The 22,770-nt window shown below is 72.5% G+C and carries 20 protein-coding genes; 6 read left to right on the top strand and 14 right to left on the bottom strand.

From position 1 onward, the window contains the following. Nucleotides 1–26: 26 nt before the first annotated feature. Nucleotides 27–1,490, bottom strand: a complete 1,464-nt coding sequence (locus AB0F56_RS21850) for a diaminobutyrate--2-oxoglutarate transaminase family protein (RefSeq protein WP_362012163.1) — start codon at nt 1,488–1,490, stop codon at nt 27–29. Nucleotides 1,491–1,800: 310 nt separating this feature from the next. On the opposite strand from AB0F56_RS21850, the gene AB0F56_RS21845 reads away from it, so the two are divergent. Together AB0F56_RS21845 and AB0F56_RS21840 are read left to right on the top strand one after the other, a co-directional pair. After that, nucleotides 1,801–2,976, top strand: a complete 1,176-nt coding sequence (locus AB0F56_RS21845) for a hypothetical protein (protein ID WP_362012160.1) — start codon at nt 1,801–1,803, stop codon at nt 2,974–2,976. 120 nt (nt 2,977–3,096) lie between these two features. Then, a complete protein-coding gene (locus tag AB0F56_RS21840; RefSeq protein ID WP_362012157.1) occupies nt 3,097–4,269 on the top strand; it encodes a hypothetical protein in 1,173 nt (390 codons plus the stop codon). A 111-nt stretch (nt 4,270–4,380) separates the two neighbouring features. Here AB0F56_RS21840 and hflX read toward each other — a convergent pair whose 3' ends face one another. From hflX to miaA, 6 genes are all read right to left on the bottom strand, one after another. Further along, a complete protein-coding gene (gene hflX, locus AB0F56_RS21835) occupies nt 4,381–5,874 on the bottom strand; it encodes a GTPase HflX (RefSeq protein ID WP_362012156.1) in 1,494 nt (497 codons plus the stop codon). 128 nt (nt 5,875–6,002) lie between these two features. After that, nucleotides 6,003–7,499: a M1 family metallopeptidase gene (locus AB0F56_RS21830; protein ID WP_362012153.1), complete on the bottom strand. Its 1,497-nt coding sequence runs from the start codon at nt 7,497–7,499 to the stop codon at nt 6,003–6,005. 116 nt (nt 7,500–7,615) lie between these two features. After that, the gene (locus AB0F56_RS21825; RefSeq protein WP_362012150.1) at nt 7,616–9,745 is read right to left on the bottom strand and encodes an HD domain-containing protein; all 2,130 of its coding nucleotides are present in this window, start codon (nt 9,743–9,745) and stop codon (nt 7,616–7,618) included. A gap of 209 nt (nt 9,746–9,954) precedes the next feature. Next, entirely contained in the window at nt 9,955–10,830 is an 876-nt protein-coding gene (gene dapF / locus AB0F56_RS21820; protein WP_362012147.1) for a diaminopimelate epimerase, read from the bottom strand. Between the two features lie 98 nt (nt 10,831–10,928). Next, the gene (locus AB0F56_RS21815) at nt 10,929–11,393 is read right to left on the bottom strand and encodes a hypothetical protein (protein WP_362012447.1); all 465 of its coding nucleotides are present in this window, start codon (nt 11,391–11,393) and stop codon (nt 10,929–10,931) included. Between the two features lie 107 nt (nt 11,394–11,500). Next, nucleotides 11,501–12,439, bottom strand: a complete 939-nt coding sequence (gene miaA, locus AB0F56_RS21810; protein WP_362012145.1) for a tRNA (adenosine(37)-N6)-dimethylallyltransferase MiaA — start codon at nt 12,437–12,439, stop codon at nt 11,501–11,503. A gap of 261 nt (nt 12,440–12,700) precedes the next feature. Here miaA and AB0F56_RS21805 point away from each other — a divergent pair, with 261 nt between their 5' ends. Further along, nucleotides 12,701–12,970 (top strand): hypothetical protein, encoded by a 270-nt coding sequence (locus AB0F56_RS21805; protein ID WP_362012142.1) that lies wholly within the window; start codon nt 12,701–12,703, stop codon nt 12,968–12,970. Between the two features lie 52 nt (nt 12,971–13,022). After that, nucleotides 13,023–13,358, top strand: coding sequence for an antitoxin (locus AB0F56_RS21800; RefSeq protein ID WP_362012140.1), 336 nt, complete (start codon nt 13,023–13,025; stop codon nt 13,356–13,358). Between the two features lie 102 nt (nt 13,359–13,460). On the opposite strand, the gene AB0F56_RS21795 is transcribed toward AB0F56_RS21800, so the two are convergent. The 6 genes from AB0F56_RS21795 to AB0F56_RS21770 form a co-directional block, all read right to left on the bottom strand. Continuing rightward, on the bottom strand, nt 13,461–14,168 hold the full coding sequence (locus tag AB0F56_RS21795) for a class III extradiol dioxygenase subunit B-like domain-containing protein (protein ID WP_362012137.1): 708 nt from the start codon (nt 14,166–14,168) through the stop codon (nt 13,461–13,463). A gap of 10 nt (nt 14,169–14,178) precedes the next feature. After that, nucleotides 14,179–14,526 (bottom strand): hypothetical protein, encoded by a 348-nt coding sequence (locus tag AB0F56_RS21790; protein ID WP_362012134.1) that lies wholly within the window; start codon nt 14,524–14,526, stop codon nt 14,179–14,181. Between the two features lie 70 nt (nt 14,527–14,596). Further along, complete coding sequence (miaB, locus tag AB0F56_RS21785) at nt 14,597–16,117, bottom strand: tRNA (N6-isopentenyl adenosine(37)-C2)-methylthiotransferase MiaB (RefSeq protein WP_362012131.1); 1,521 nt, start codon at nt 16,115–16,117, stop codon at nt 14,597–14,599. Continuing rightward, nucleotides 16,114–16,848 carry a HisA/HisF-related TIM barrel protein gene (locus AB0F56_RS21780; protein ID WP_362012129.1) on the bottom strand — a complete coding sequence of 245 codons (735 nt, stop codon included), beginning with the start codon at nt 16,846–16,848 and terminating at the stop codon, nt 16,114–16,116. The genes miaB and AB0F56_RS21780 overlap by 4 nt, the downstream gene beginning before the upstream one ends. A gap of 95 nt (nt 16,849–16,943) precedes the next feature. Beyond that, complete coding sequence (gene pdxA, locus AB0F56_RS21775) at nt 16,944–17,951, bottom strand: 4-hydroxythreonine-4-phosphate dehydrogenase PdxA (RefSeq protein ID WP_362012126.1); 1,008 nt, start codon at nt 17,949–17,951, stop codon at nt 16,944–16,946. Further along, a complete protein-coding gene (locus tag AB0F56_RS21770; protein WP_362012123.1) occupies nt 17,948–19,168 on the bottom strand; it encodes a four-carbon acid sugar kinase family protein in 1,221 nt (406 codons plus the stop codon). Before AB0F56_RS21770 ends, pdxA begins: the two co-directional genes overlap by 4 nt. A gap of 104 nt (nt 19,169–19,272) precedes the next feature. Between AB0F56_RS21770 and AB0F56_RS21765 the strand changes: the two genes are divergently transcribed. Both AB0F56_RS21765 and AB0F56_RS21760 read left to right on the top strand, forming a co-directional pair. Then, nucleotides 19,273–20,154, top strand: coding sequence for a LysR family transcriptional regulator (locus tag AB0F56_RS21765; RefSeq protein WP_362012120.1), 882 nt, complete (start codon nt 19,273–19,275; stop codon nt 20,152–20,154). A gap of 149 nt (nt 20,155–20,303) precedes the next feature. Continuing rightward, nucleotides 20,304–21,302: a TAXI family TRAP transporter solute-binding subunit gene (locus AB0F56_RS21760; RefSeq protein WP_362012117.1), complete on the top strand. Its 999-nt coding sequence runs from the start codon at nt 20,304–20,306 to the stop codon at nt 21,300–21,302. A 61-nt stretch (nt 21,303–21,363) separates the two neighbouring features. Here AB0F56_RS21760 and AB0F56_RS21755 read toward each other — a convergent pair whose 3' ends face one another. Beyond that, entirely contained in the window at nt 21,364–22,761 is a 1,398-nt protein-coding gene (locus tag AB0F56_RS21755) for a HAMP domain-containing sensor histidine kinase (protein ID WP_362012114.1), read from the bottom strand. Nucleotides 22,762–22,770 lie beyond the last annotated feature (9 nt).

Below are 22,770 nucleotides of genomic sequence, written 5' to 3'. Positions count from 1 at the left end.
GTGAGGGGGTCCGGGGCGGTCCGGGATCAGTGGGACGGTCCGGTCGGTCCGATCGGTCCGGGGGTGTTCCGGAGGCGTGCGTCGTGCGCGTGCGGGCGCGTGCGGTGGGTGCGTTCGGCGGCGGCCAGGGCGTCGGCGAAGCGGTCGAGGACGGCTTCGGCCTGCTCGTCGGTGAGGGTGAGCGGGGGCAGGAGCCGGACGACGCCCGAGTGCCGGCCGCCGAGTTCGACGATGAGTCCCCGGTGCAGACACTCCTGCTGGACGGTCACGGCGAGTGCCGAGTCGACCGGGGGGACGTCCGCGTCGGCGTCCGCGCTCTCCGGATCCACCAGTTCGACGCCGATCATGAGCCCCCGCCCGCGTACGTCACCGATGCACGGGTGGACGGCGGCCAGGCCCTGGAGGCGGGCGAGCATCCGGGCGCCGAGCGTCGCGGCACGGTCGGCGAGCCGGTTCTCCCGTACGTACGCGAGGGTGGCGGCCCCGGCGGCCATGGCGAGTTGGTTGCCCCGGAAGGTGCCCGCGTGGGCGCCGGGCTCCCAGGCGTCGAGTTCGGCGCGGTAGACGACGACCGCGAGCGGGAGGGAGCCGCCGATGGCCTTCGAGAGGACCATGACGTCGGGGACGACCCCGCTGTGCTCGACGGCCCAGAAGGCGCCGGTGCGGCCGACGCCCGTCTGGACCTCGTCGGCGATGAGGGGGATGGACCGCGCCGCGGTGATCTCCCGCATGCGCCGCATCCAGTCGTCGGGGGCGGGGATGACCCCGCCCTCCCCCTGCACCGGTTCGAGGATCATCGCGGCGGGCGTCGTGACCCCGCTCTTCGGGTCGTCGAGGAGGTTCTCCGTCCAGCGCGCGGCCAGTTCGGCGCCTCGGGGGCCGCCGACGCCGAAGGGGCAGCGGTAGTTCTGCGGGTAGGGCAGCCGGGTGACCCGGACGTCCGTCGCGCCGCCGGAGGCGTCCAGGGCGCCGGCCGTCATGCCGTGGTAGGCGCCGGTGAAGCTGAGCAGCCCGCTGCGGCCGGTGGCCGTGCGGACGAGTTTCAGCGCGGCCTCGACCGCGTCCGTCCCGGCCGGTCCGCAGAACTGGATGCGCGCGTTGTCGGCGAGTCCGGCCGGCAGCGTCGCGAACAGCTCGGTGGTGAAGGCGTCCTTGACCGGGGTCGCCAGGTCGAGGACGTGGAGGGGGGCTCCGGAGTCGAGCACCTTCTTGATGGCTTCGAGGACCACCGGGTGGTTGTGCCCGAGCGCCAGGGTCCCCGCGCCGGAGAGGCAGTCCAGGTAACGCCGCCCGTCCGCGCCCTCGATGGTCAGGCCCCTGGCCCGGACGGGCACGATCGGCAGCGAGCGCGCGTACGTGCGCGCGGCGGACTCGCGCAACGACTGGCGGCGCAGGATGCCTTCGAGAGCGGCCCCTTCACCTGCTCTCCGCTCCCCCTGGTACGTCTGCGCGGCCGACGGTACGGCCGGAGCTGGTTCGGTCACGGCCACGGTTCGGTGTCCTCCCGCGGTAACAGTTGCGTTGCACATCGGTACGTTGCTGACCACCGCGAACGGTGGCGCTGAACGCTGCCTCGGTGTCCCCCGTACGTACCAACGACGGGACACGCCAAGGATCACGGGAAAATCCCAAGATCCTTGGCGTGGTGGGGATCACGACCCGGCAACGGGCGGAACCGTGGACCTGGCGCGTACCGTCCCCTCCGGCACCGGCATCATGGGGGCCGCACTTCGGCGCCCGATTGGGCGCCATCACTGTTCACTCATGCACAAGTTGACGTAGTCCCAGGGGGATCACGAGATGCGATCGATTCGTCCGCTGCTGGCCGCGGCGGCAGCCGTCGCGGCGCTGACGCTGACGGCGACGGCCTGCGGCCCGACCGAGGAGAACGCGGGAGACAAGCCCTCCGCGTCCGCCAGCCCGTCCACCGGCGACAAGATCACGATTCCGGACGATCTGAAGGACCGGCTCAAGGAGCACGGGATCGATCTGGACAAGTGGAGGAACGGCGAGTGGAAGAACTGGGATCGCGACAAGTGGCTGCGTGAGGCGAAGGACTACGTCAACCCGATCATCGAGGACCTCTGGGACCCCGACCGGATGCGGGACGCCCAGCGCCCCGACAAGCCGGTCGAGGAGGAGGACCTGCAGGGCGACAAGGGCGTCACCGACCCGACGCCCGCGCCGGTGAGGGCGAAGGGTGTGCCCGCGCCGTACCACTCCAACGCCCCCGAGGCGGGCAAGGTGTTCTTCGACGGCCCCGAGGGTTCGATGGTCTGCTCGGCCACTGTCGTGAAGGACCCGGCCAACCCCGGCAAGTCCAACATGGTCTGGACGGCGGGCCACTGCGTGCACGCGGGCAAGAAGGGCGGCTGGTACCGCAACATCGCCTTCGTGCCGTCGTACAACGACAAGGCCCTGCCGACCGCTCAGCTGCAGAACGCGACGCGCGAGCAGGTCGCTCCGTACGGCGTGTGGTGGGGCGACTGGGCGCAGACCTCCGAGCAGTGGATCTCGGAGGGGGCCTCGACCGGTGGTCAGGGCGCTCCGTACGACTTCGCGGTGATCCACGTGACGCCTGAGAAGGGCGGCACGACCAAGTCGCTGGAGGAGACGGTCGGTTCGGCGCTGCCGGTGGAGTTCAACGCGCCGACGGTCGCGAAGATCGCGAACATGAAGGCCATCGGCTACCCGGCGGGTCCGCCGTTCGACGGCCAGAAGATGTACCAGTGCACGGACAAGCCGGGCCGTCTGTCGGTCAAGGCGGAGCAGCCGACGATGTACCGCATCGGCTGCACGATGACCGGTGGTTCGTCCGGTGGCGGCTGGGTGGCCGCGGGCCGCGACGGCAAGCCGGCGCTGGTGTCCAACACCTCGATCGGCCCGGTCACGGCCGGCTGGCTGGCCGGACCGCGCCTGGGCGCCGAGGCCAAGGGCATCTACGACGAGGTCAGCAAGAAGTACGCCGGCCGCTAGGCGACGGCTTTCGGGGCGGGATCCCGACGGGTCCCGCCCCGTCCCACGACATCATCGGGCGCCCGCGCGCGGACCGTTCACCGCGCGCTGCCCGCACTTCCATCAGGGGGACCCCTCCACATGCGTTCCATACGACTGCTTCCAGCCACCCTCGGCCTGGTCTCGGCGCTCGCGCTGACGGCCACCGCCTGCGGCCCGACCGAGACCCCGGCGGCCGACAAGCCCGCCGGGGGTTCGAGCGCCTCCGCTTCCGCCACGGAAGGCGGCGGGGCTGACCCCGCCATCCCGTCCGACATCGCCGACAAGCTGAAGAAGCACGGCGTCGACGTCGACAAGTGGAAGGACGGCGAGTGGAAGAACTGGAACAAGGACACCTGGCTCCGTGAGGCCGAGGACTTCGTCAACCCTGTGATCGACGGGCTATGGGACTCCGAGCGCATGCAGACCGCGAAGAGCCCGGACCAGACGATGACGACCGCGGCGGGCTCCGGGGGCAGCGACCCCGTGCCGCGTCCCGTCCAGGCGCAGCGGGAGAAGACTCCGTACCACCGCAACGCGGCGCCGGTCGGCAAGATCTTCTTCGACTCGCCGCAGGGCAGCATGGTCTGCTCGGGCACGATCGTGAAGGACCCGCGCCGGCCCGGGAAGTCCAACATGGTGTGGACCGCCGGTCACTGCGTCCACGCCGGCCAGCGGGGCGGTTGGTACCGCAACATCACCTTCGTCCCGGCCTACAACGACCTCGGCAAGTCGCCGGCCGCGCTGCGCAACGCGAAGCCGCACGAGGTCGCGCCGTACGGTCAGTACTGGGCGGACTGGGCCGTGACCTCGGGCGAGTGGATCAACAAGGGCGGTTCGAACGGGGCCTGGCCGTACGACTACGCCGTGCTCCACGTGAAGCCGCAGCAGGGCAAGAAGTCCCTGGAGGAGACCGTCGGCGTCGCGCTGCCGATCGACTTCTCGGCCCCGGCGCACGCCAAGGCCGGCTACATGGGCGCCTGGGGCTACCCGGCGGCGGCTCCGTACAACGGTCTGATCATGCACAAGTGCGTCGACCGGCCGACCCGTCTGACCACCGCGCCCGCGACGCCCACGATGTACCGCATCGGCTGCACGATGACCGGCGGCTCCTCCGGCGGCGGCTGGATCCGCACCATGCCGAACGGCAAGCCGGCGCTGGTGTCGAACACCTCGATCGGCCCGGCCGGCGGCAACGGCTGGCTGGCTGGACCGCAGCTGGGCAAGGGCGCGAAGGACGCGCACGAGATGGTGAGCAAGAAGTTCGCCCGCTGATCGAGCTCGCCCACTGATCACCGTACGGATGTGTCCGTACGGATGTGACATGCGGAAGGCCCCGCTCCTCGATGAGGAGCGGGGCCTTCGTTCAGCTCTCGGACGAACCGGTCAGTGCGCGGCCGGGACGAACGGGGCGAGGAACGCCGCGAGCTCTTCGTGCACCCGAGCCTTCAGCAGCGTGCCCTCCGGGGTGTGCTCCTCGGAGAGCAGCTCACCCTCGGCGTGCACCCGGGAGACGAGACCGCCTTCCGTGTACGGCACGAGTGCCTCGATCTGGACCTGCGGGCGCGGCAGCTCGGCGTCGATGAGCGCGAGCAGCTCGTCCATGCCCTCGCCCGTGCGGGCGGAGACCGCGATCGCGTGCCGCTCGGCGCGCATCAGCCGCTGGAGGACGAGCGGGTCGGCCGCGTCCGCCTTGTTGATGACGACGATCTCCAGCACGTTCACCGCGCCGACGTCACGGAAGACCTCACGCACGGCGGCGAGCTGCTCCTCCGGGGCCGGGTGCGAGCCGTCCACCACGTGCAGGATGAGGTCGGAGTCGCCGACCTCCTCCATGGTGGAGCGGAACGCCTCGACGAGGTGGTGCGGCAGGTGCCGTACGAACCCGACGGTGTCGGCCAGGGTGTACACCCGGCCGGTGGGCGTCTCGGCCCGGCGCACGGTCGGGTCGAGGGTGGCGAACAGCGCGTTCTCCACCAGCACACCCGCGCCGGTCAGCCGGTTGAGGAGCGAGGACTTGCCCGCGTTGGTGTAACCGGCGATGGCGACCGACGGAATCTTGTGACGCCGCCGCTCCTGGCGCTTGACGTCGCGGCCGGTCTTCATCTCCGCGATCTCCCGGCGCATCTTCGCCATCTTCTCGCGGATCCGACGCCGGTCGGTCTCGATCTTGGTCTCACCGGGACCACGGGTGGCCATGCCGCCACCGCCGCCGCCACCCATCTGACGGGAGAGCGACTGACCCCAGCCTCGCAGTCGCGGCAGCATGTACTGCATCTGCGCGAGCGCGACCTGCGCCTTGCCCTCTCGGGACTTGGCGTGCTGGGCGAAGATGTCGAGGATCAGGGCGGTCCGGTCGACCACCTTGACCTTGACGACGTCTTCGAGGGCGATGAGCTGACCGGGGCTGAGCTCGCCGTCGCAGACGACGGTGTCGGCGCCGGTCTCGAGGACGATGTCCCGCAGCTCACGGGCCTTGCCCGAGCCGATGAACGTGGCCGGGTCCGGCTTGTCACGGCGCTGGATCACGCCGTCGAGCACCAGGGCACCCGCCGTCTCGGCGAGGGCCGCGAGCTCCGCGAGGGAGTTCTCCGCGTCCTGAACGGTCCCCGAGGTCCATACGCCGACCAGCACGACACGCTCGAGGCGCAGCTGCCGGTACTCGACCTCGGTGACGTCCTCGAGCTCGGTGGAGAGGCCCGCCACGCGCCGCAGGGCGGCGCGCTCGGAGCGGTCGAACTGATCGCCGTCCCGCTCTCCGTCGATCTCGTGGCTCCAGGCGACGTCCTCTTCCATCAGGGCATCGGCCCGAAGGCTCTCGGTGCGGCGCGTGTCCGCGAAGCTCTGCTCGTCCTGGGAAGGGGATGAAGAGGAGGTCATTGGATCCTTACGTCGATGGAAAGTGGTTGCGTCGATCACAACGTGTGACGGCGGGGAAAGATTCCCGGCCGGCCGCGTCGTCGACCTGACGATGGTGACATGGTCGCCCCGAGCCCGTCATCCCGGTTTCACCGCGCCTTCGCCGGGCCGCGCGCCTCGCCCGCCGGGCGGGAGCGCCAGTCCGGGTGCCCGGGCATCGGCGGGGTCTTCTCGGCGTACAGCCAGCCGGTGAAGAAGGACGTGAGGTCACGCCCCGCGATCTCGGCGGCCAGGGCGGTGAAGTCGGCGGTGGTGGCGGTGGCGTGCTCGTGGTCGCTCACCCAGCGGCGCTCCAGCTTCTGGAAGGCCTCCGTGCCGATCTCCTCGCGCAGCGCGTAGAGGACCAGGGCGCTGCCGTCGTAGACGACGGGCCGGAAGATGCTGATCTTCTGGCCGGGCGTGGGCGGCTCGGGGGCGGCGGGCGGCCCGCCGTTCGCGCGCCAGGTGTCGGAGGCGCCGTAGGCGGCCTTCATGCGCCGCTCCAGGGACTGTCCGGCGGTCTCGTCCGCGTACAGGGCCTCGTACCAGCTCGCGTGGCCCTCGTTGAGCCACAGGTCGGACCAGGCGCGGGGCGAGACGCTGTTGCCGAACCAGTGGTGGGCGAGCTCGTGGACCATGACCGAGTCGACGTACCACTCGGGGAAGCCGGGGTCGGTGAACAACCTTCTCTCGAAGAGAGAGAGGGTCTGTGTCTCCAGCTCGAAGCCGGTCTCGGCGTCGGCGATCAGCAGTCCGTACGTCTCGAAGGGGTACGGGCCGACCTGGCGCTCCATCCACTCGACGTGACCGGGGGTGCGCTTGAGCCAGGGCTCCAGGAGGTCGCGGTCGGCGGTGCGGACGACGTCCCGCAGGGGCAGGCCGTGCGGCCCGGCGCGGTGGACGACGGTGTTGCGGCCGATGGAGACCTGGGCGAGTTCGGTGGCCATGGGGTGGGCCGTGCGGTAGGTCCAGGTCGTGGTGGCCCCGTCGGTGGTCCGGCCCGCGGGGAGGCCGTTGGCGACGGCCGTCAGGGCGTTGGGCGCGGTGATGCGGAAGGTGAAGTACGCCTTGTCGGCGGGGTGGTCGTTGGAGGGGAAGACCCGGTGGGCGGCGTCGGCCTGGTTGGCCATGGCGAGTCCGTCGCCGGTGCGAACCCAGCCGCCGGAGTCCGCGGAGCCGCTGGGGTCGCTGGTGTGGGTGACGGAGATGGTCAGGGCGTCGCCGCTCTCGGTCGCCCGGCCGGGCGTGATCACCAGGTCTTCGCCGGTGGTCTCGAAGGTGGCGGGCTCGCCGTCGACGGTGACGGCGGAGACCTTCCCGTGCGTGAAGTCCAGGTTGATCCGCTCCAGGTCGGCTGTGGCCCGGGCCTCGATGCGGGTCACGCCGGCGAGCGGTGCGGTGTTCTTGCCCGGGTAGGTGAGGCCGATGTCGTACGAGAGGACGTCGTAGCCGGGGTTGCCGAGGTGGGGGAAGAGGGGGTCCCCGATGCCGAGCGGCACGGGCGCGGGGAGGGCGGCGGCGACGAGTCCGGCCGATGCGGCGACCAGGACTGCGGAGCGCAGCCACCGCGCGCGTGGGGAGGGGTTTCGGGGTGGTGTGAGCGGCATGGGCTACGGCTACCAGTGCCGTGGCCGCTCCCCCGGGCGGCGCGCGCGCCGGCCACCCGAAGGGGTCACGCGGGTGCTGAGGCGAGCGCGCCCCTGTGGCCTGCGCGTACGCAGCCTCAGGCTTCAGGTGTCGCCGGGTGCTGGGCACGGCTGACGTCGTACACCCCGGCCACGTCCCGCATGGCCCGCATGAGGGAGGGAAGCCCTGCCGCGTCCGGGAGTTGGAGGGTGTACGTGTGCCGGACCCGCTGTTCGTTCGGGGGCTCGACGGTCGCCGAGACGACGGCGACGTCCGCCGCCGCGATGGCCTCGGTGAGGTCGGCGAGGAGCCGGGGCCGGCCGAAGGCCTCGGCGACGAGGGTGACGCGGCACTCGGCGGTATCGCCCCAGCGGACGGGGACAGGTGCGCGCCCGAGCCGCCGCATCGTGTCGACGGAGGCGCAGCCGGTGCGGTGGACGGTGACGGAGCCGCCGCGTACCTGGAAACCGGTGATCTCGTCGGGGGGTACGGGGGTACAACAGCCCGCCGGGCGTACGGCGGTGGCCTGGGCGCCTTGGAGGTCCGCGTGCAGCTTGGCGCCCGAGCGGCGGTCGGCCGTGACGGAGACGGGCGGTCTCGGGTCGGCCTCCGGCGCCCCGGCGGCCTCCGGGTGCGCCTGGAGCCAGGCCGTGATCGCGATCCGCGCGGCGGGCGTACGGGCGTGGTCCAGCCACTCCGGGGAGGGCCCGGAGGCGGTGTCCTGGGCGAGCAGGAGCTGGACGGTGTCGCCGTCGTTCAGGACCGTACTGAGCGTCGCCAGACGGCCGTTGACGCGGGCGCCGAGGCAGCCGTGGGCGGCGGCGCCGTGCTGGGCGTAGGCGGCGTCCACGCAGCTCGCCCCGGCCGGCAGGCCGAGCGTGCCGCCGTCGGCGCGGAAGACGGTGATCTCCTGGTCCTCGGCGAGGTCGGCGCGCAGCGAGGTCCAGAAGGTGTCCGGGTCGGGCGTGGACTGCTGCCAGTCGAGGAGCCGGGAGAGCCAGCCGGGCCGGGTGGGGTCGGCGCGCTCGCCGTCCTCCGCGGGCTCGACGCCGTCGCCGCCCGTCGGGGGCGTGTACGGGTTGCCGAGCGCGACGACGCCGGCCTCGGCGACCTTGTGCATCTGGTGCGTACGGATGAGGACTTCGGCGACGGCCCCGTCCGGGGCGGCGACGGCGGTGTGCAGCGACTGGTACAGGTTGAACTTGGGGGCCGCGATGAAGTCCTTGAACTCGGAGATCACCGGGGTGAAGCAGGTGTGGAGTTCGCCGAGGACGGCGTAACAGTCGGCGTCCTCGGCGACCAGGACGAGGAGGCGTCCGAAGTCGCTGCCGCGCAGGTCGCCGCGCTTGAGGTGGACGCGGTGGACGGAGACGAAGTGCCGTGGCCGGACGAGGACTTCGGCCGCGATGTCCGCCTCGCGCAGGACGGCGGAGACGCTCTCGGCGATGGCGGCGAGCGCGTCGCCCGCGCCGGTGTTGCCGGCGATGAGGGCGCGGGTCCGCTCGTACTCCTCGGGGTGGAGGATCGCGAACACGAGGTCTTCCAGCTCGGTCTTGAGCGCCTGGACTCCCAGCCGTTCGGCGAGCGGGATGAGGACGTCCCGGGTGACCTTGGCGATCCTGACCTGTTTCTCCGGGCGCATGACACCGAGCGTGCGCATGTTGTGGAGCCGGTCGGCGAGTTTGATCGACATGACGCGGACGTCGTTGCCGGTGGCGACGAGCATCTTGCGGAAGGTCTCGGGTTCGGCGGCGGCGCCGTAGTCGATCTTCTCCACCTTGGTGACGCCGTCGACGAGATAGGCGACCTCGTCGCCGAACTGTTCCCGGACCTGATCGAGCGTCACTTCCGTGTCCTCGACGGTGTCGTGGAGGAGGGCGGCGGTCAACGTCGTCGTCTCGGCGCCGAGTTCGGCGAGGATGAGGGTCACCGCGAGGGGGTGGGTGATGTACGGCTCACCGCTCTTGCGGAACTGGCCCCGGTGCGAGAACTCGGCCAGGACGTACGCCCGGCGCAGCACGGCCAGGTCGGCGTCGGGATGGTGGGCCCGGTGGGCTTCCGCGACGTGCCCGATGGCGTCGGGCAGCCGGTCCCTGGTGGCGGGACCGAGCAGTGCGGCGCGGCCCAGCCTGCGGAGGTCGATCCTCGGCCGGGCGCGCCTGCGGCTGGGAGCGTCGGGGCCCGCGGCCTCCGCTGCGCTCACAGGGTTGGTGGCCTCTGCACTCATGGGGCACCTCCGGCGACGTCGACCGGCGGTGGACGGGCAAGGCGTGCCCGCGGGGCCGGTGCTTGATGCTACCGACCCCACCACGGGGTGCAGTCCCGCTCTCGCCCAGCGTGAAACGGATCACCCATTCGAGCGAACGGTCAGTCGTTGACAGTTTCGAATGGGTCGCTTCCGGTCCCCACCGTTGTTCGTCGACCGCCGCGGCCGGCTCAGGCGTCCGCGAGCCAGTTCGGGTCGAACGTGCCCTCGCCGACGATGACGGCCGGGCCGGTCATGTCCAGCTCCCCGTCGGGGTGCTCGGTGATGGTCAGCGTCCCGCCCAGGACGTCCACGGTGTACGTGACGGGCGTCCCGCTCACGGCGGGGTCGACGCCGTCCCGGCGCGCGGTGGCGACGGCGACGGCGCACGCGCCCGTGCCGCAGGAGCGGGTCTCGGAGGCGCCGCGCTCGTGCACGCGCATGGCCACGTGGCGCGGGCCGCGGTCGGCGACGAACTCGATGTTCACCCCGTCCGGGAAGACCTCGGCGGGGGCGTACGGGGGCTCGGTGAAGAGGGTGCCCGCGTGGTCGAGGGACTCGACGAAGGCGACCGCGTGCGGGTTGCCCATGTTCACGTTGCGGGCGGGCCAGCTGCGGCCGTCGACGGTGACGGTGACACCGTCCTCGGGGAGCCGGGCGCGGCCCATGGAGACGGTGACGGAGCCGTCCTTGTCGAGGTGGACGTGCTTGACGCCGCCCCGGGTGGCGACGGCGACCTCGCCGGCCGTGATGTGCCCGGCGTGCTCCAGGTAGCGGGCGAAGACGCGGACGCCGTTGCCGCACATCTCGGCGACCGAGCCGTCGGCGTTGCGGTAGTCCATGAACCACTCGGCCTCGCCGGCCATCGCGCGGGCCTCGGGGTGGGCCTCGCTGCGGACCACGTGCAGCACGCCGTCCCCGCCGATGCCGGCCCGGCGGTCGCACAGCCGCGCGACGAGGGCGGGGGGCAGCTCGATGGCGTTGTCGGCGTCGGGGACGATCACGAAGTCGTTCTCGGTCCCGTGGCCCTTGAGGAATGCGAGTGGCGAGGTCTGCGTGGTGGTCACGGGATCAACTGTACGGGCCGGGTCCGACAGCCGCTCGAAGGTCCACTCCTCGGGCGGGCCCACCGGACGGGGGTGGCCGGACGCGTACGGCCGGACGGTCAGCGGAGGCGGGCCACGCGCCAGACGGCCAGGGCCACCAGGAGCGTGCTGAAGAACACGTACAGGGCGATCACTCGCCAGTTCGGCCGCTCGCCGGAGCCACGGGCCGGGAGGCCCGGCCAGGCGGAGCCGACCCTGCGGGCCGCCATCATGCCCCAGCCGGCGGCGCAGGAGCTGATCAGGAGGCCGAGCATGGCGACCACGGCGCCGCCGTCCCCGGAGCCGAAGGCGAGGGGGAAGGCGAACATCAGCGACCCGATGGCGGCGAGCCCCACGATGGGGGCGAGCTGCCAGATCCGCAGCCTGCGCTGCGGCCGCAGCTCGACCTCGACCTCGTCGGCGTCGACCTCGACGGACGAGCCCTCGGCGTCGTCCGGTCCGTCCGGGCTCAAACCGGGCGCGTCACCCGGAGCTTCGCCCGGGACCGCGTCCTGCTGCTCTGTGTCACGAGGGCCGGCCTCCATCGCCACGCGCCCTCCCACTCGGACTCCACTTGGTCGATCGATGCTCGATGATGGCACGCCAGAGACCCCTGGAATGACGGGCATGGCGTCCCGATGCCATCACGTGATCAGGCTGTAACCGCTCGTTCGACCAACGTCAGCGCCTGTCCCGGGAGTTCCCCGCGGTCCTCCGCGGCGCCGCTCAGCCAGTGGACGCGCGGGTCGCGCCGGAACCACGAGTCCTGGCGGCGCGCGAAGCGTTTGGTGGCGCGTACGGTCTCGGCCCGCGCCTCGTCCTCGGTGCACTCCCCCGCGAGCGCCGTGAGCACCTGCTGGTAGCCGAGCGCGCGGGCGGCCGTGCGCCCCTCCCGCAGCCCTCGCGCCTCCAGGGTGCGCACCTCGTCGACGAGTCCGGCCTCCCACATGCGGTCCACGCGCGCGGTGATCCGTTCGTCGAGCTCGGGGCGTGCCACGTCGACGCCGATCTGCACGGTGTCGTAGATCGGGTCGGGGCCGGGCAGGTTGGCGGTGAAGGGCTTGCCGGTGATCTCGATGACCTCCAGGGCCCGGACGATGCGCCGGCCGTTGCTGGGGAGGATCGCGCGCCCGGCGTCGGGGTCGGCCGCGGCGAGACGGGCGTGCAGCACCCCGGAGCCGCGCTCCTCCAGCTCGGCCTCCAGGCGGGCCCGCACGGCCGGGTCCGTGCCGGGGAACTCGAGGGAGTCGATGGCCCCGCGTACGTACAGACCCGAGCCGCCGACCAGGACCGGGGTACGGCCCTCGGCCAGCAGCCGGTCGATCTCGGCGCGGGCGAGGCGCTGGTACTCGGCGACGCTGGCGGCCTCCGTGACGTCCCAGATGTCGAGGAGGTGGTGCGGGATCCCGCCGCGCTCCTCCAGCGTCAGCTTGGCGGTACCGATGTCCATCCCTCGGTAGAGCTGCATCGAGTCTGCGTTGACGACCTCGCCGCCCAGTTGCCGGGCAAGGAATACGCCCAGATCGGACTTTCCGGCCGCTGTGGGACCGACGACGGCGATGACCCGCGGGGCGGGAGCTGCACTTCTCACCGTCACAGTCTCGCAAACCTCGGAGGAGGTCCCCGAATGAGCGACGTGACGGTCCGCCACCGGGTTCGTTGCCAGTTTCGAGGTTCCGACCGCCGGTTTTCCGTACCGGCTGCGCCGGGTGGCGCAACAGGGCGCTCCGGGCGCCGCGGGCCTTATCCCACACGAGTACGCTATGGAGTTGAAATGGGCGTTTTTGCAATGTTTCGGCGGAAGGGCAAGGAAGCTGCCGAGGCGTCGACGGAGGAGGCCCAGGCTGTCGCCGTGACGGACGCACCGGACGAGGCGGAGGCCGGAGCGCCGAGCGGTGAGGCCACGGAGGCCGAGGCGGGTGCCGAGACCGGTGCCGAGACCGGTGCCGAGACCGGTGCCGAGAGCGGCCCGTCGGCGGAGTCGGCCGAGGGCGCCGAGGCGGGCGACGAGGCCCCCGTGGCGGAGACCGTCGAGGTGGTCGAGGCGGCCGTGGAAATTCCGAAGCAGCAGTCGGCGGAAGAGGCCGCGGACAACGAGGCCGGCGAGAGCGCCCGGAAGTAGCGCTCCCGGCGACAGGGCACGGCAGACGGACGCACCGGAGGGAAGGTGGCCCATGGGTCTCCTGGATTCACTGAAGGCCAAGCTCGCCCCGGCCAAGGACAAGGTCTCGGGCCTCGCCCAGCAGCATGAGGCCAAGATCGACCAGGGTCTGGACAAGGCCGCGAAGCTGGTCGACGAGAAGACCAAGGGCAAGTACAGCGCCAAGATCGAGTCGGGCACCGGCAAGGCCAAGGACGCCCTTGAGCGGATCGCCCACAAGGACGACGACGGCACGAAGGGCCCCGGCGGGGACGCGGGTCCGGGGCAGGGCCAGGGTCCAGGAGCGGGGCAAGGTCCGGGGCAGGGTCAGGGTCAGGGTCCCGGGCAGACTCCGCCGCCGGCCACCTGACGTCCGGCGTCACCCCACGGTCCCTCGCGCACGGCGGACGGCCACGGAGCATCGCGCTCCGCGGCCGTCCGCCGTTCTTTCGTGCCTGTGCCGTGGGCGCCGTTACGACCAGGCCGCCACGAAGTAGCCGACGCCGTACGGGGCGTCCTCGTAGAGCAGCCGTCCGTCGAGGTCCGCTCCCTCGGCCGCGCCCGCGAGGACCTGCCAGGGGGCCCGGCCGGCCGCCTTCAGCTCGTACGCGAGGTTCTCGTCGAGCGCGAGCAGGGCGTCCACGTCCGCCGTGCCCAGCGCGCGGGCGGCCTCCGCGTCGAAGGCGGCGGCGCGCTCGTCCAGGTAGCCGGGGGCCTTGAGGGTCCGGCAGGCGCTGCCGTCGCCCATCACGAGCAGCGCCACGCGGTCGGCCGCGGCAGCCAGCTCACGGCCGGTGGAGACGCAACGGTCGGCTTCCAGCGGCTGACCGACCCCGAGGCCTTCGACGGGCGCGTCGGCCCAGTCGGCGCGCTGGAGGAGCCAGGCGGCCACGGCGAGGGATGCGGGCAGCGGGCGCTCCCCGGCGGGCCCATCACCGAGGCGTACGGAGAGATCGACGCCGAAGCCCGCGAAGCTGCCGGTCGAACCGCCCGGGAACGTACCGCGCGCGCCCTCGTCGGCGGGGCCGACGACGAAGAGCCGGTCGGGCCGGGACGCGGCGAGCAGACCGACGGCGTCGGCGCAGGCCGTCCGGGCGGCATCGAGCTCGCCGGCGGCTCCGGCCGCCACGTCGGGCACGAGCAGAGGAGGACAGGGGCAGACGGCTGCGGCGACAAGCATGATCCGCAGCCTACTGCGACGGTCCCCAGTCCATGGGCGGGACGCTGTCCTGCGGCTCGCCGCCGGTCGGGGCCCCCTTCACGAGCGCGGGGCCGGCCGAGTCGTGGACCAGCTCGGCGATGCTCAGGACCGTGTGTGTCTCCGACATCAGCCCTTTGACGATCACCAGGCAGCTGTCACCGCTCGGGAAGCGGTACACCTCGCGCGACTTCTCGCGCCACGGCTCCTTGTACGTCAGCGAGGCGGCGCGCATCGCCTCCTGCGCGTCCTCCCGTGTGCCGGTGATCCTCCGGACCACTTCGGCGAGGTACGTGTCACCCCCGGCCCCGCGCTGTGCGACGACGACCCACTTCCCCATCCCGGCCCCCCGGTTCCTCGAATGCGGCGGCTCTCGGCGTGTCCGAGGGTGTCAGTGACCGCCTCGGTTGTCAGTGGCTTCCGCAGGCCGGGGCGGAGGCCTCGGGCAGCGGGTCCGGGACACCGATCTTGGGGAGTCCGAGCAGGACGCCGGCCGGCTTCGCGGCGGCCGCGGTGGTGCGCTTCTCCCAGGCGTCGCCGGCGCGGGTGCGGCGCACCGCCGTCGTCGGGCCTTCGGCGAGCAGGTGGTGCGGGGCGGCGTAGGTGACCTCGACGGTCACCACGTCGCCCGGGCGGACCTCCTGGTCCGGCTTGGTGAAGTGGACGAGCCGGTTGTCGGGGGCGCGGCCGGAGAGGCGGTGGGTGGCGCCGTCCTTGCGGCCCTCGCCCTCGGCGACCATGACCTCCAGGGTCCGGCCGACCTGCTTCTTGTTCTCCTCCCAGGAGATCTCCTCCTGGAGGGCGACCAGACGCTCGTAGCGCGCCTGCACGACCTCCTTGGGGATCTGCCCGTCCATCTCGGCGGCGGGGGTCCCGGGCCGCTTGGAGTACTGGAAGGTGAAGGCGTTGGCGAAGCGGGCCTCGCGGACCGTGTGCATGGTCTGCTCGAAGTCCTCCTCGGTCTCGCCGGGGAAGCCCACGATGATGTCGGTGGAGATGGCGGCGTGCGGGATGGCCGCGCGGACCTTCTCGATGATCCCGAGGAAACGCTCCTGCCGGTAGGAGCGGCGCATGGCCCTGAGGACGGTGTCCGAACCGGACTGCAGCGGCATGTGCAGCTGCGGCATGACGTTCGGCGTCTCGGCCATCGCGGCGATGACGTCGTCCGTGAAGTCGCGGGGGTGCGGGGAGGTGAAGCGGACCCGCTCCAGGCCCTCGATCTGGCCGCAGGCGCGCAGCAGCTTGGAGAAGGCCTCGCGGTCGCCCAGGTCGGAGCCGTACGCGTTGACGTTCTGGCCGAGCAGGGTGATCTCCGAGACGCCCTCGGCGACCAGGGCCTCGATCTCGGCGAGGATGTCGCCAGGACGGCGGTCCTCCTCCTTGCCGCGCAGCGCCGGGACGATACAGAAGGTGCAGGTGTTGTTGCAGCCGACGGAGATCGAGACCCAGGCGGCGTACGCGGACTCGCGGCGGGTCGGCAGCGTGGAGGGGAAGGCCTCCAGCGACTCGGCGATCTCGATCTGGGCCTCTTCCTGGACGCGGGCGCGCTCCAGGAGGACCGGCAGCTTGCCGATGTTGTGCGTGCCGAAGACGACATCGACCCAGGGGGCCTTCTCGACGATGGTGTCGCGGTCCTTCTGGGCGAGACAGCCGCCGACGGCGATCTGCATGCCGGGGCGCGTGGTCTTCCTGGGGGCGAGCCGGCCGAGGTTGCCGTAGAGCTTGTTGTCGGCGTTCTCGCGGACCGCGCAGGTGTTGAAGACGACGACGTCGGCGTCACCGTCGGAGCCCTCGGGGGCGCGGACGTAGCCGGCGTTCTCCAGCAGACCGGAGAGCCGCTCGGAGTCGTGGACGTTCATCTGGCACCCGTAGGTGCGCACTTCGTAGGTTCGCTGGACGTCCACTGCCTGGCTCCGGTCGCTGCTGGTCATGGAACAAGGGTATGCGGTGCCGGGGATAGCCCGTCCCCGAGCCGCCGGGGCGAGGGCGCAGGGACGCTCCCGGCCGCTTCGAGGGCTGCGCCGAGCTGGGCGGCGAGGGTGCCCGCGCGGGGCCGGAGGGACCCGTCGAAGGCGGCGGATCCGATGGTGAAGGCGTCGGCTCCGGCGGCCGCCACCGCTCGTATCCGGTCGGTCGTGGAGATGCCGCCGGCGACGACCAGGCGGCCCGTGGTGGCCGCCCGGGCGGCACGGACGAGGTCGAGCGGGTCCGCGTCGGTGGCCCGGTGGGCGAGGAGGTCGACGCCCGCGCAGCCCGCGGCCTCCGCCCGGAGGCAGTCCGCGGAGATCCGGTCGGGGCCGCCGGCGAGGCGGGTGGGGTGGCCGAGCGGTTCACCCACGAAGGGAAGGTACTCGACGGAGGTGCCGGCGAGGAGGGCCAGCGTCTCGTCGATCCAGGTGCCGCCCATGAGCCGGTCGACACCGAGGTCGACCGCGCGGCGCACGGAGGTGAGCGCCTCCTCGCGGGTGGTGCTGACCACTTCGAGGTAGCTGGTGGCTCCCATCTCCTTGATCTGCCGGTGGAGCCGGTCGAGGGTGGCCGGCTCGACTCCTACGTCCTTGAAGCCGATGTGCGAGACGCCGAGGTCCCGGACGGTGTCGAGGACGTCGAGGCAGTCGGTGACGGTCCTGTCGTCACGGGTGAGCATGAAGATGAAGTCCACGGGGGTCCTCCAGGTCGGGGCGATGGCCTGCGGGGGCAAGGGGTGGAGACCCTCGGGGCGGCCGGGGTCTGCGGGGCGGGGCCTGGTGAGCGCGCCTACGGGGCGGCAGGGGCCTGGGCGGTCAGCTCGTCGGCGTGGTGCAGGGCGGTGAGCAGGCTGGTGTGGTCGGCGGTGCCCCGCCCCGCGAGGTCGAAGGCCGTGCCGTGGTCGACGCTGGTGCGCACGAACGGCAGGCCGATGGTGATGTTGACGCCGTGCTCCAGGCCCAGGTACTTGACCGGTATGAGCCCCTGGTCGTGGTACTGCGCCACGACGGCGTCGAACTCGCCCGCGCGGGCGCGCATGAAGACGGTATCGGCGGGCCAGGGACCGCTGGCGTCGATGCCTTCCCGCTGAGCGGCCCGTACGGCCGGTTCGACGATGTCGAGGTCCTCACGCCCGAAGAGTCCGTTCTCCCCGGCGTGCGGATTGACGGCGGCGACGGCGATACGGGGGCGGGTCCCGGAGCGCACGCTCGGGTGGCCGGCTCGGAACGTCCGGTCGGTCAGCCGGATGATCTCCAGCTCGCGGGCGGTCGTGAGGGAGTCGATGGCCGTGCGCAGCGACTGGTGGACGGTGACCAGGACGACCCGCAGGTCGTCGTTGGCCATCATCATCGCGTAGTCGCTGGTACCCGAGAGCTCGGCGAGGATCTCGGTGTGGCCCGGGTAGGGCAGCCCCGCCAGCCGGAGCGCCTCCTTGTTGATCGGCGCGGTGGTGAGGGCGCGGACCTCGCCGCGGAGGGCGAGCTCGATGCCTCGGCGTACGTACCCGAACGAGGCGGCTCCGGCGCGGGCGTCCACTGTGCCGAGCGGTACGTCCTCGGGGAACGTGCCCTCGGGGAGGACGTCGAGGATCCCGGGGGCGTGGGCCGCGTCCGAGACGGAGGCGATCGGCCGCACGGTCAGCTCGGTGCCCGTGATCCGGCAGGCGCGGGCGAGCGTGGCCGGGTCGCCGATGACGACGACCGGGGGCCGACGCCGTGGGTCGGCGTACGCCTTGACCGTGATCTCGGGGCCGATGCCGTTCGGGTCGCCCATGGTGAGCGCGATGGGCTGCGTCATGGCGTCGGCCCACCCTCCGCGCTCGACCCGTCCCCCGTGCTCGGCCCACCGTCCATGAGGAGGCGGCAGAGCCGGTCGAGTGTCCCGTCGTCGCCGAAGCCGCCCGCCTTGATCAGCACGGGGAGGCGGGGCGGGCCGAGCAGCACACCTCGGGCGACCCCCGGTTCGGGCTCGTCGGCGAGGTCGACACCGGCGGCGCCGAGGGCTTCGAGGGCGGCCACGGCCGTCTCCCCGCCGGTCAGCACGAGCCCGTCGACCAGCCCGTCCGTCACCAACTCCCGTACGGCGAGGGCGAGCTCGCCGGTCAGCGAACCGGCTGCCGTGCGGCGGGCGTCCGGGGTGTGGACGACGAGCACGGGCGCCGTGGCCCGGCGCAGAGCGCTCAGGGCCTCGGCCGGAGCGTCGGCCGTCGCCGCAGCGGTCACGTCCACGCGCGTGCGCAGCCGGTCCAACTGGCGGCGCGTCGCCGGGTGCGCGCTCCCGACCACGATCAAGGGGCGCCGTGCGCGAGGTGGTTCGGGCGGAGGCTCGGCCGGGATACGGGAGTGGTGTCGGGCCAACGCGGCGGCGAGGCCCGGGGAGCCGACCCAGAGCACGTCGCCGGGTCGGGGCACGGAGGCCACCAGGAGGTCGAGGTCGTCGTCCGTGGCCGCCGAGCAGACGAACAGGCCTCCGCCGTCGATCAGTTCCGGCAGCTTCCCGAACCGCTCCGGTTCCAGGACGTCCGCTTCGGGCAGCAGCTTGGCGAGGTCGGCGGTGCGGACGGGGTGGACCGGGTCGCGCGCGAAGTCCGTCTCGTGCACCGGGACGCCATGGACGTGCTGGACCCCTCGGACGGTCGTCCTGCCCTCCGCCGGGAACGCGGGAGCGACGACCACGGCCCGTCGGCCCGAGCCTGCGTGGGCGGCGCGGACCTCGGCCGCCACATGGCCCCGGAGCGTCGAGTCGACGGTCTTGATCAGCAGCTCGGAACCGGCGAACGCGCCCGCGGACCAGGCGGCCACGGCCGCGGCCGACGCCTCGTCGAGCAGCCGGCTCCCGAGGTCCACGGCCACGACGCCGTCGACCGCCGGTGCGGCCGGCTCGACGGCCTCGGCCAGCAGGACCTTCGCGCGGTGGCCCGTGCCGCGGAAGGGCGCCGCGCCGTCGCCGGCGCTCGTCAGGTCGTCCGCGAGGACGGCGATGCCCCTCACGGGCTCGGCCGGGTGTTCCCGCATGTCTCGTCCTCCTCGAAGTCGCCGCCACTGACGTCAACCCTGGCGTTCGGAAGGCCGCCCGACAAGCGATTCCTTCTCACCCCACCTGTGAGTAGATTTCACGCATGCGCTGGCCCGACCTCCCCCCGCTGAACACGCTGCTCCCCTTCGAGGCGACCGTGCGGCACGCGAGCATGACCCGCGCCGCGCAGGAGCTGCACGTGACCCACGGCGCGGTCTCCCGGCAGATCCAGAACCTGGAGAAGTCGCTCGGTGTCACGCTCTTCGAGCGAGGGACCCGTTCGCTGCGGCCGACCCCGCAGGCCCGTCGTCTCGCGGCCGCCGTCCGGGACGCGCTCGACCAGATCGACACGGCCACCCGGGAGGTTTCGGGCCGGGAACGCGGAGGTCCGCTGGCCCTGTCGTGCGAGCCGACGCTCCTGATGCGCTGGCTCATCCCCCGCCTGCCGGACCTCGCCGTGCAGGTGCCGGGCCTCACCGTCCACCTGTCGGCGGGCGGCGGACCCGTTGCCTTCGACCGGGACCCGGTCGACGTCGCCCTGCGTCGCGACGACTTCCCCGTACCGGCGGACGTGACCCGCTCCCCCCTCTTCCTGGAACGCATCGGTCCGGTCTGCCGCCCGGACGTGGCGGAGCGCCTCGCCGCCGGCAGCGGAGTCGCAGGTGTGACGATTCTGCACACCAGCACCCGGCCGCGCGCATGGGCGGACTGGCAGCGCATCACGCGGCGCTCCGTCGAGCCCACCGACGAGCAGACCTTCGAGCACTTCTACCTGGCGCTGCAGGCGGCCGTCGCCGGTGTCGGCATGGCGATCGGCCCGTACGCGCTGGTCCACGACGACCTGGTGAGCGGGCAGCTCGTGGCGCCCTTCGGCCTGGTCGAGGACGGCACCGGGTACCACCTGCTCAGCCCGCAGCCGCCCGAGCGGGACGAACGGATCGCCGCCCTGCTCGGCTGGCTGCGGGCCCAGGCGACCGGCCTGTGACGGCCCCCGGCCTCCCGCCACGAACCACCACGACCACCCCACGCCCGCCCCACCACGACCACCCCACAGCCGCCCCACCACGCGCGCGTGAAGCAGCACACCACCTCCCGGCCTGGCCAGGGCGGGGACCGAGCTGGCAGGATCGCGCCATGCTCGCCTCGTACTCCCGTTCCGCTCGCCGCCGCCTTCTCCAGGCGTCCGCGGCGGTTCTGGTGGTCTGCGGGCTGCTGGTCTGGTGGCTGGTTCCGTTCGGTACACCGGCGCCCAGCGGGCGGGTCACCTTCAGCACAGGCGTCCCCACCGGGGTCTACCAGCGGTACGGCGAGCTGCTGCGCCAGGCCCTCGCCACGGATCTGCCGGACGTGTCGATAACGCTCAAGAACAGCCAGGGCTCCCAGCAGAACCTCGCCCGCCTGGCCTCCGGCGAAGCCGATTTCACCGTCGCGACCGCCGACGCCGTGGCCCAGTACCAGCGCGACGGCAAGCCGGGCCACGACCTGCTGCGCGGCTGCGCCCGGCTCTACGACGACTACGTCCAGCTCGTCGTCCGCAAGGATTCGGCCGTACGGTCCGTGGCCGATCTGCGCGGCCTGCGGGTCGGCGTCGGCCAGGAGGGCTCCGGTGTCCGGCTCATCGCGGACCGGGTCCTCGCGGCAGGCGGTCTCGCCCCCGACACCGACGTGAAGCCGGTCTCGGCCGGCATCGACACCATGCCGGGCCTGCTGGAGAACCGGCAGCTGGACGCCTTCTTCTGGTCGGGCGGCCTGCCCACCCAGGCCGTCCAGGAACTCTCCGAGCGCATCCCGGTCCGGCTGATCCCGCTCGACACCGCCCTCGTGGACAAGGTCCACAACGCGGGCAAGGCGACGCGCCACTACCGCTCCGCCGTCATCCCGGCGGAGGCCTACGCCCTGGCCCAGGACGGGCAGCCGGTGAAGACGCTGGCCGTCGCCAACCTGCTGGTGACGACGGACGCGGCGGATCCGGCGATGGTGGAGGGTTTCACCCGTACGGTGATCAGAAGCCGGGACGGCATCGGCCGCCAGGTCCACCCGGCGCAGCTGGTGGACCTCCGCACCGCCATCTACACGGAGCCCCTGTCCCTCCACGAGGGCGCCCGCCGCTACTACCGCTCCGTGAAGCCGTAAGGGAAGCCGTAGAAGCGGTACGGCACCAGACCGGTACAGCGCCGGAGCCGGTCCAGCACGGTCACCGCCCCTGCGGCCCCGTCCTCGGCACCGTGAGCGTGACCCGCAGCCCGTGCGGCTCGTGCGGCGCGTATGCGATCGAGCCGCCGCCCGCGGCCAGCAGGACCCGGGAGATCGACAGGCCGAGGCCCGAGCCCTTGATGTTCTGGTGGCGGTTGCTGCGCCAGAAGCGGTCGCCGACCCGGTCGAGCTCCTCCTGCATGAGCCCAGGCCCCCGGTCCGCCACCACGATCGTGCAGGTGTCGCCCTCCGAGGCCACGGCGACCGTGACCTCCTCGTCCTCCGGGGTGAACTTCAGCGCGTTGTCGATCACCGCGTCGAGCGCGCTGGAGAGCGCCACCGGGTCCGCCCAGGCCGTCACCGCCCTCCGCTCCCCGAGGAGCCGTACGCCCTTCTCGTCGGCGAGGGGCCGCCACGCGGCGATCCGCTCGGCCACCAGCGCGCCGATGTCGACGAGGCGCAGATCCGCGGCGGCGTGCTCGGCGAGCGCGAGGTCGAGGAGGTCGTCGAGGACCTGGGCGAGCCGCTTGCCCTCGGTACGGACGGAGGCGATCTCCTCGTTCCCCTCGGGGAGTTCGAGGGCGAGCAGCTCGATGCGGAGCAGCAGCGCGGAGAGCGGGTTGCGCAACTGGTGCGAGGCGTCGGCGACGAAGGCCCGCTGCTGCTCCAGGACGTCCTCGACGTTGTCGGCCATCTCGTTGAACGAGCGGGCCAGGCGGCGCAGTTCGGGCGGTCCTCCGGCCGCGGCGACCCGGGACTTCATCCGCCCGGTGGCGATGTCGTGGGTGACGGCGTCCAGGACGCGGACGGGCTTCAGCACCCAGCCGGTGAGCCGGAAGGCCGCGCCGATGGCGACCAGCATCGCCGCGAACTCCCCGGCCGCGATGATCAGCCAGCCGCTCAGGATCCGCGAGCGCAGCTGCCCGGTGGGCGAGTCGGTCACCACGACGGCGACGACGTCACCGTCCCGTACGACCGGTGACGCGATGGTGAGGCGGGCGTGCGGCTGCCACGGCCACACCTGGGGCGGGTCGTGGCTCCGGCGCCCGAGCAGGGCCTCGTTGAAAGCGCGGCGCCCCTCACCCTCGTAGGGGACGACCCAGTCCTCGGGCGCGGCGGCCATGGCCCGGTTGTCGCGGAAGAAGATGCCCGTACGGATGCCGTAGACGTCGTGGTAGCTGGCGAGTTCGCCGCGGAGCGTGGTGCGGCGCTCGTCGACGAAGGGTTCGGACTCGTTGACGAACTGGGCGAGCGCGGCGAACCGGGCCCCGTCGTCGAGCCGGTCGACGACCACGCGCTGCTGCTCGGCCGCGGCGAGGCTGGCGGCGAGCGGGAAGCCGAGGGCGAGGAGCACCCCGGCCATCAGGACGAGGAGGAGCGGAAGGAGGCGTGTGCGCACGAAGGACCC

Origin of the sequence: Streptomyces sp. NPDC026092, from assembly GCF_040638605.1 — a bacterium.
Lineage (GTDB): Bacteria > Actinomycetota > Actinomycetes > Streptomycetales > Streptomycetaceae > Streptomyces.
Note: the sequence above shows the minus strand (reverse complement) of the source record. Positions and strands in the feature narration are given on the sequence as shown.

Excerpts from the sequence above, each read along its gene's own strand:
- AB0F56_RS21845 (WP_362012160.1), top strand. The coding sequence starts at position 1,801 with ATGCGATCGATTCGTCCGCTGCTGGCCGCGGCGGCAGCCGTCGCGGCG.
- AB0F56_RS21840 (WP_362012157.1), top strand. The coding sequence starts at position 3,097 with ATGCGTTCCATACGACTGCTTCCAGCCACCCTCGGCCTGGTCTCGGCG.
- hflX (WP_362012156.1), bottom strand. The coding sequence starts at position 5,874 with ATGACCTCCTCTTCATCCCCTTCCCAGGACGAGCAGAGCTTCGCGGAC.
- AB0F56_RS21830 (WP_362012153.1), bottom strand. The coding sequence starts at position 7,499 with ATGCCGCTCACACCACCCCGAAACCCCTCCCCACGCGCGCGGTGGCTG.
- AB0F56_RS21825 (WP_362012150.1), bottom strand. The coding sequence starts at position 9,745 with ATGAGTGCAGAGGCCACCAACCCTGTGAGCGCAGCGGAGGCCGCGGGC.
- AB0F56_RS21815 (WP_362012447.1), bottom strand. The coding sequence starts at position 11,393 with ATGGAGGCCGGCCCTCGTGACACAGAGCAGCAGGACGCGGTCCCGGGC.
- AB0F56_RS21800 (WP_362012140.1), top strand. The coding sequence starts at position 13,023 with ATGGGTCTCCTGGATTCACTGAAGGCCAAGCTCGCCCCGGCCAAGGAC.
- AB0F56_RS21795 (WP_362012137.1), bottom strand. The coding sequence starts at position 14,168 with ATGCTTGTCGCCGCAGCCGTCTGCCCCTGTCCTCCTCTGCTCGTGCCC.
- AB0F56_RS21790 (WP_362012134.1), bottom strand. The coding sequence starts at position 14,526 with ATGGGGAAGTGGGTCGTCGTCGCACAGCGCGGGGCCGGGGGTGACACG.
- miaB (WP_362012131.1), bottom strand. The coding sequence starts at position 16,117 with ATGACCAGCAGCGACCGGAGCCAGGCAGTGGACGTCCAGCGAACCTAC.
- pdxA (WP_362012126.1), bottom strand. The coding sequence starts at position 17,951 with ATGACGCAGCCCATCGCGCTCACCATGGGCGACCCGAACGGCATCGGC.
- AB0F56_RS21770 (WP_362012123.1), bottom strand. The coding sequence starts at position 19,168 with ATGCGGGAACACCCGGCCGAGCCCGTGAGGGGCATCGCCGTCCTCGCG.
- AB0F56_RS21765 (WP_362012120.1), top strand. The coding sequence starts at position 19,273 with ATGCGCTGGCCCGACCTCCCCCCGCTGAACACGCTGCTCCCCTTCGAG.
- AB0F56_RS21760 (WP_362012117.1), top strand. The coding sequence starts at position 20,304 with ATGCTCGCCTCGTACTCCCGTTCCGCTCGCCGCCGCCTTCTCCAGGCG.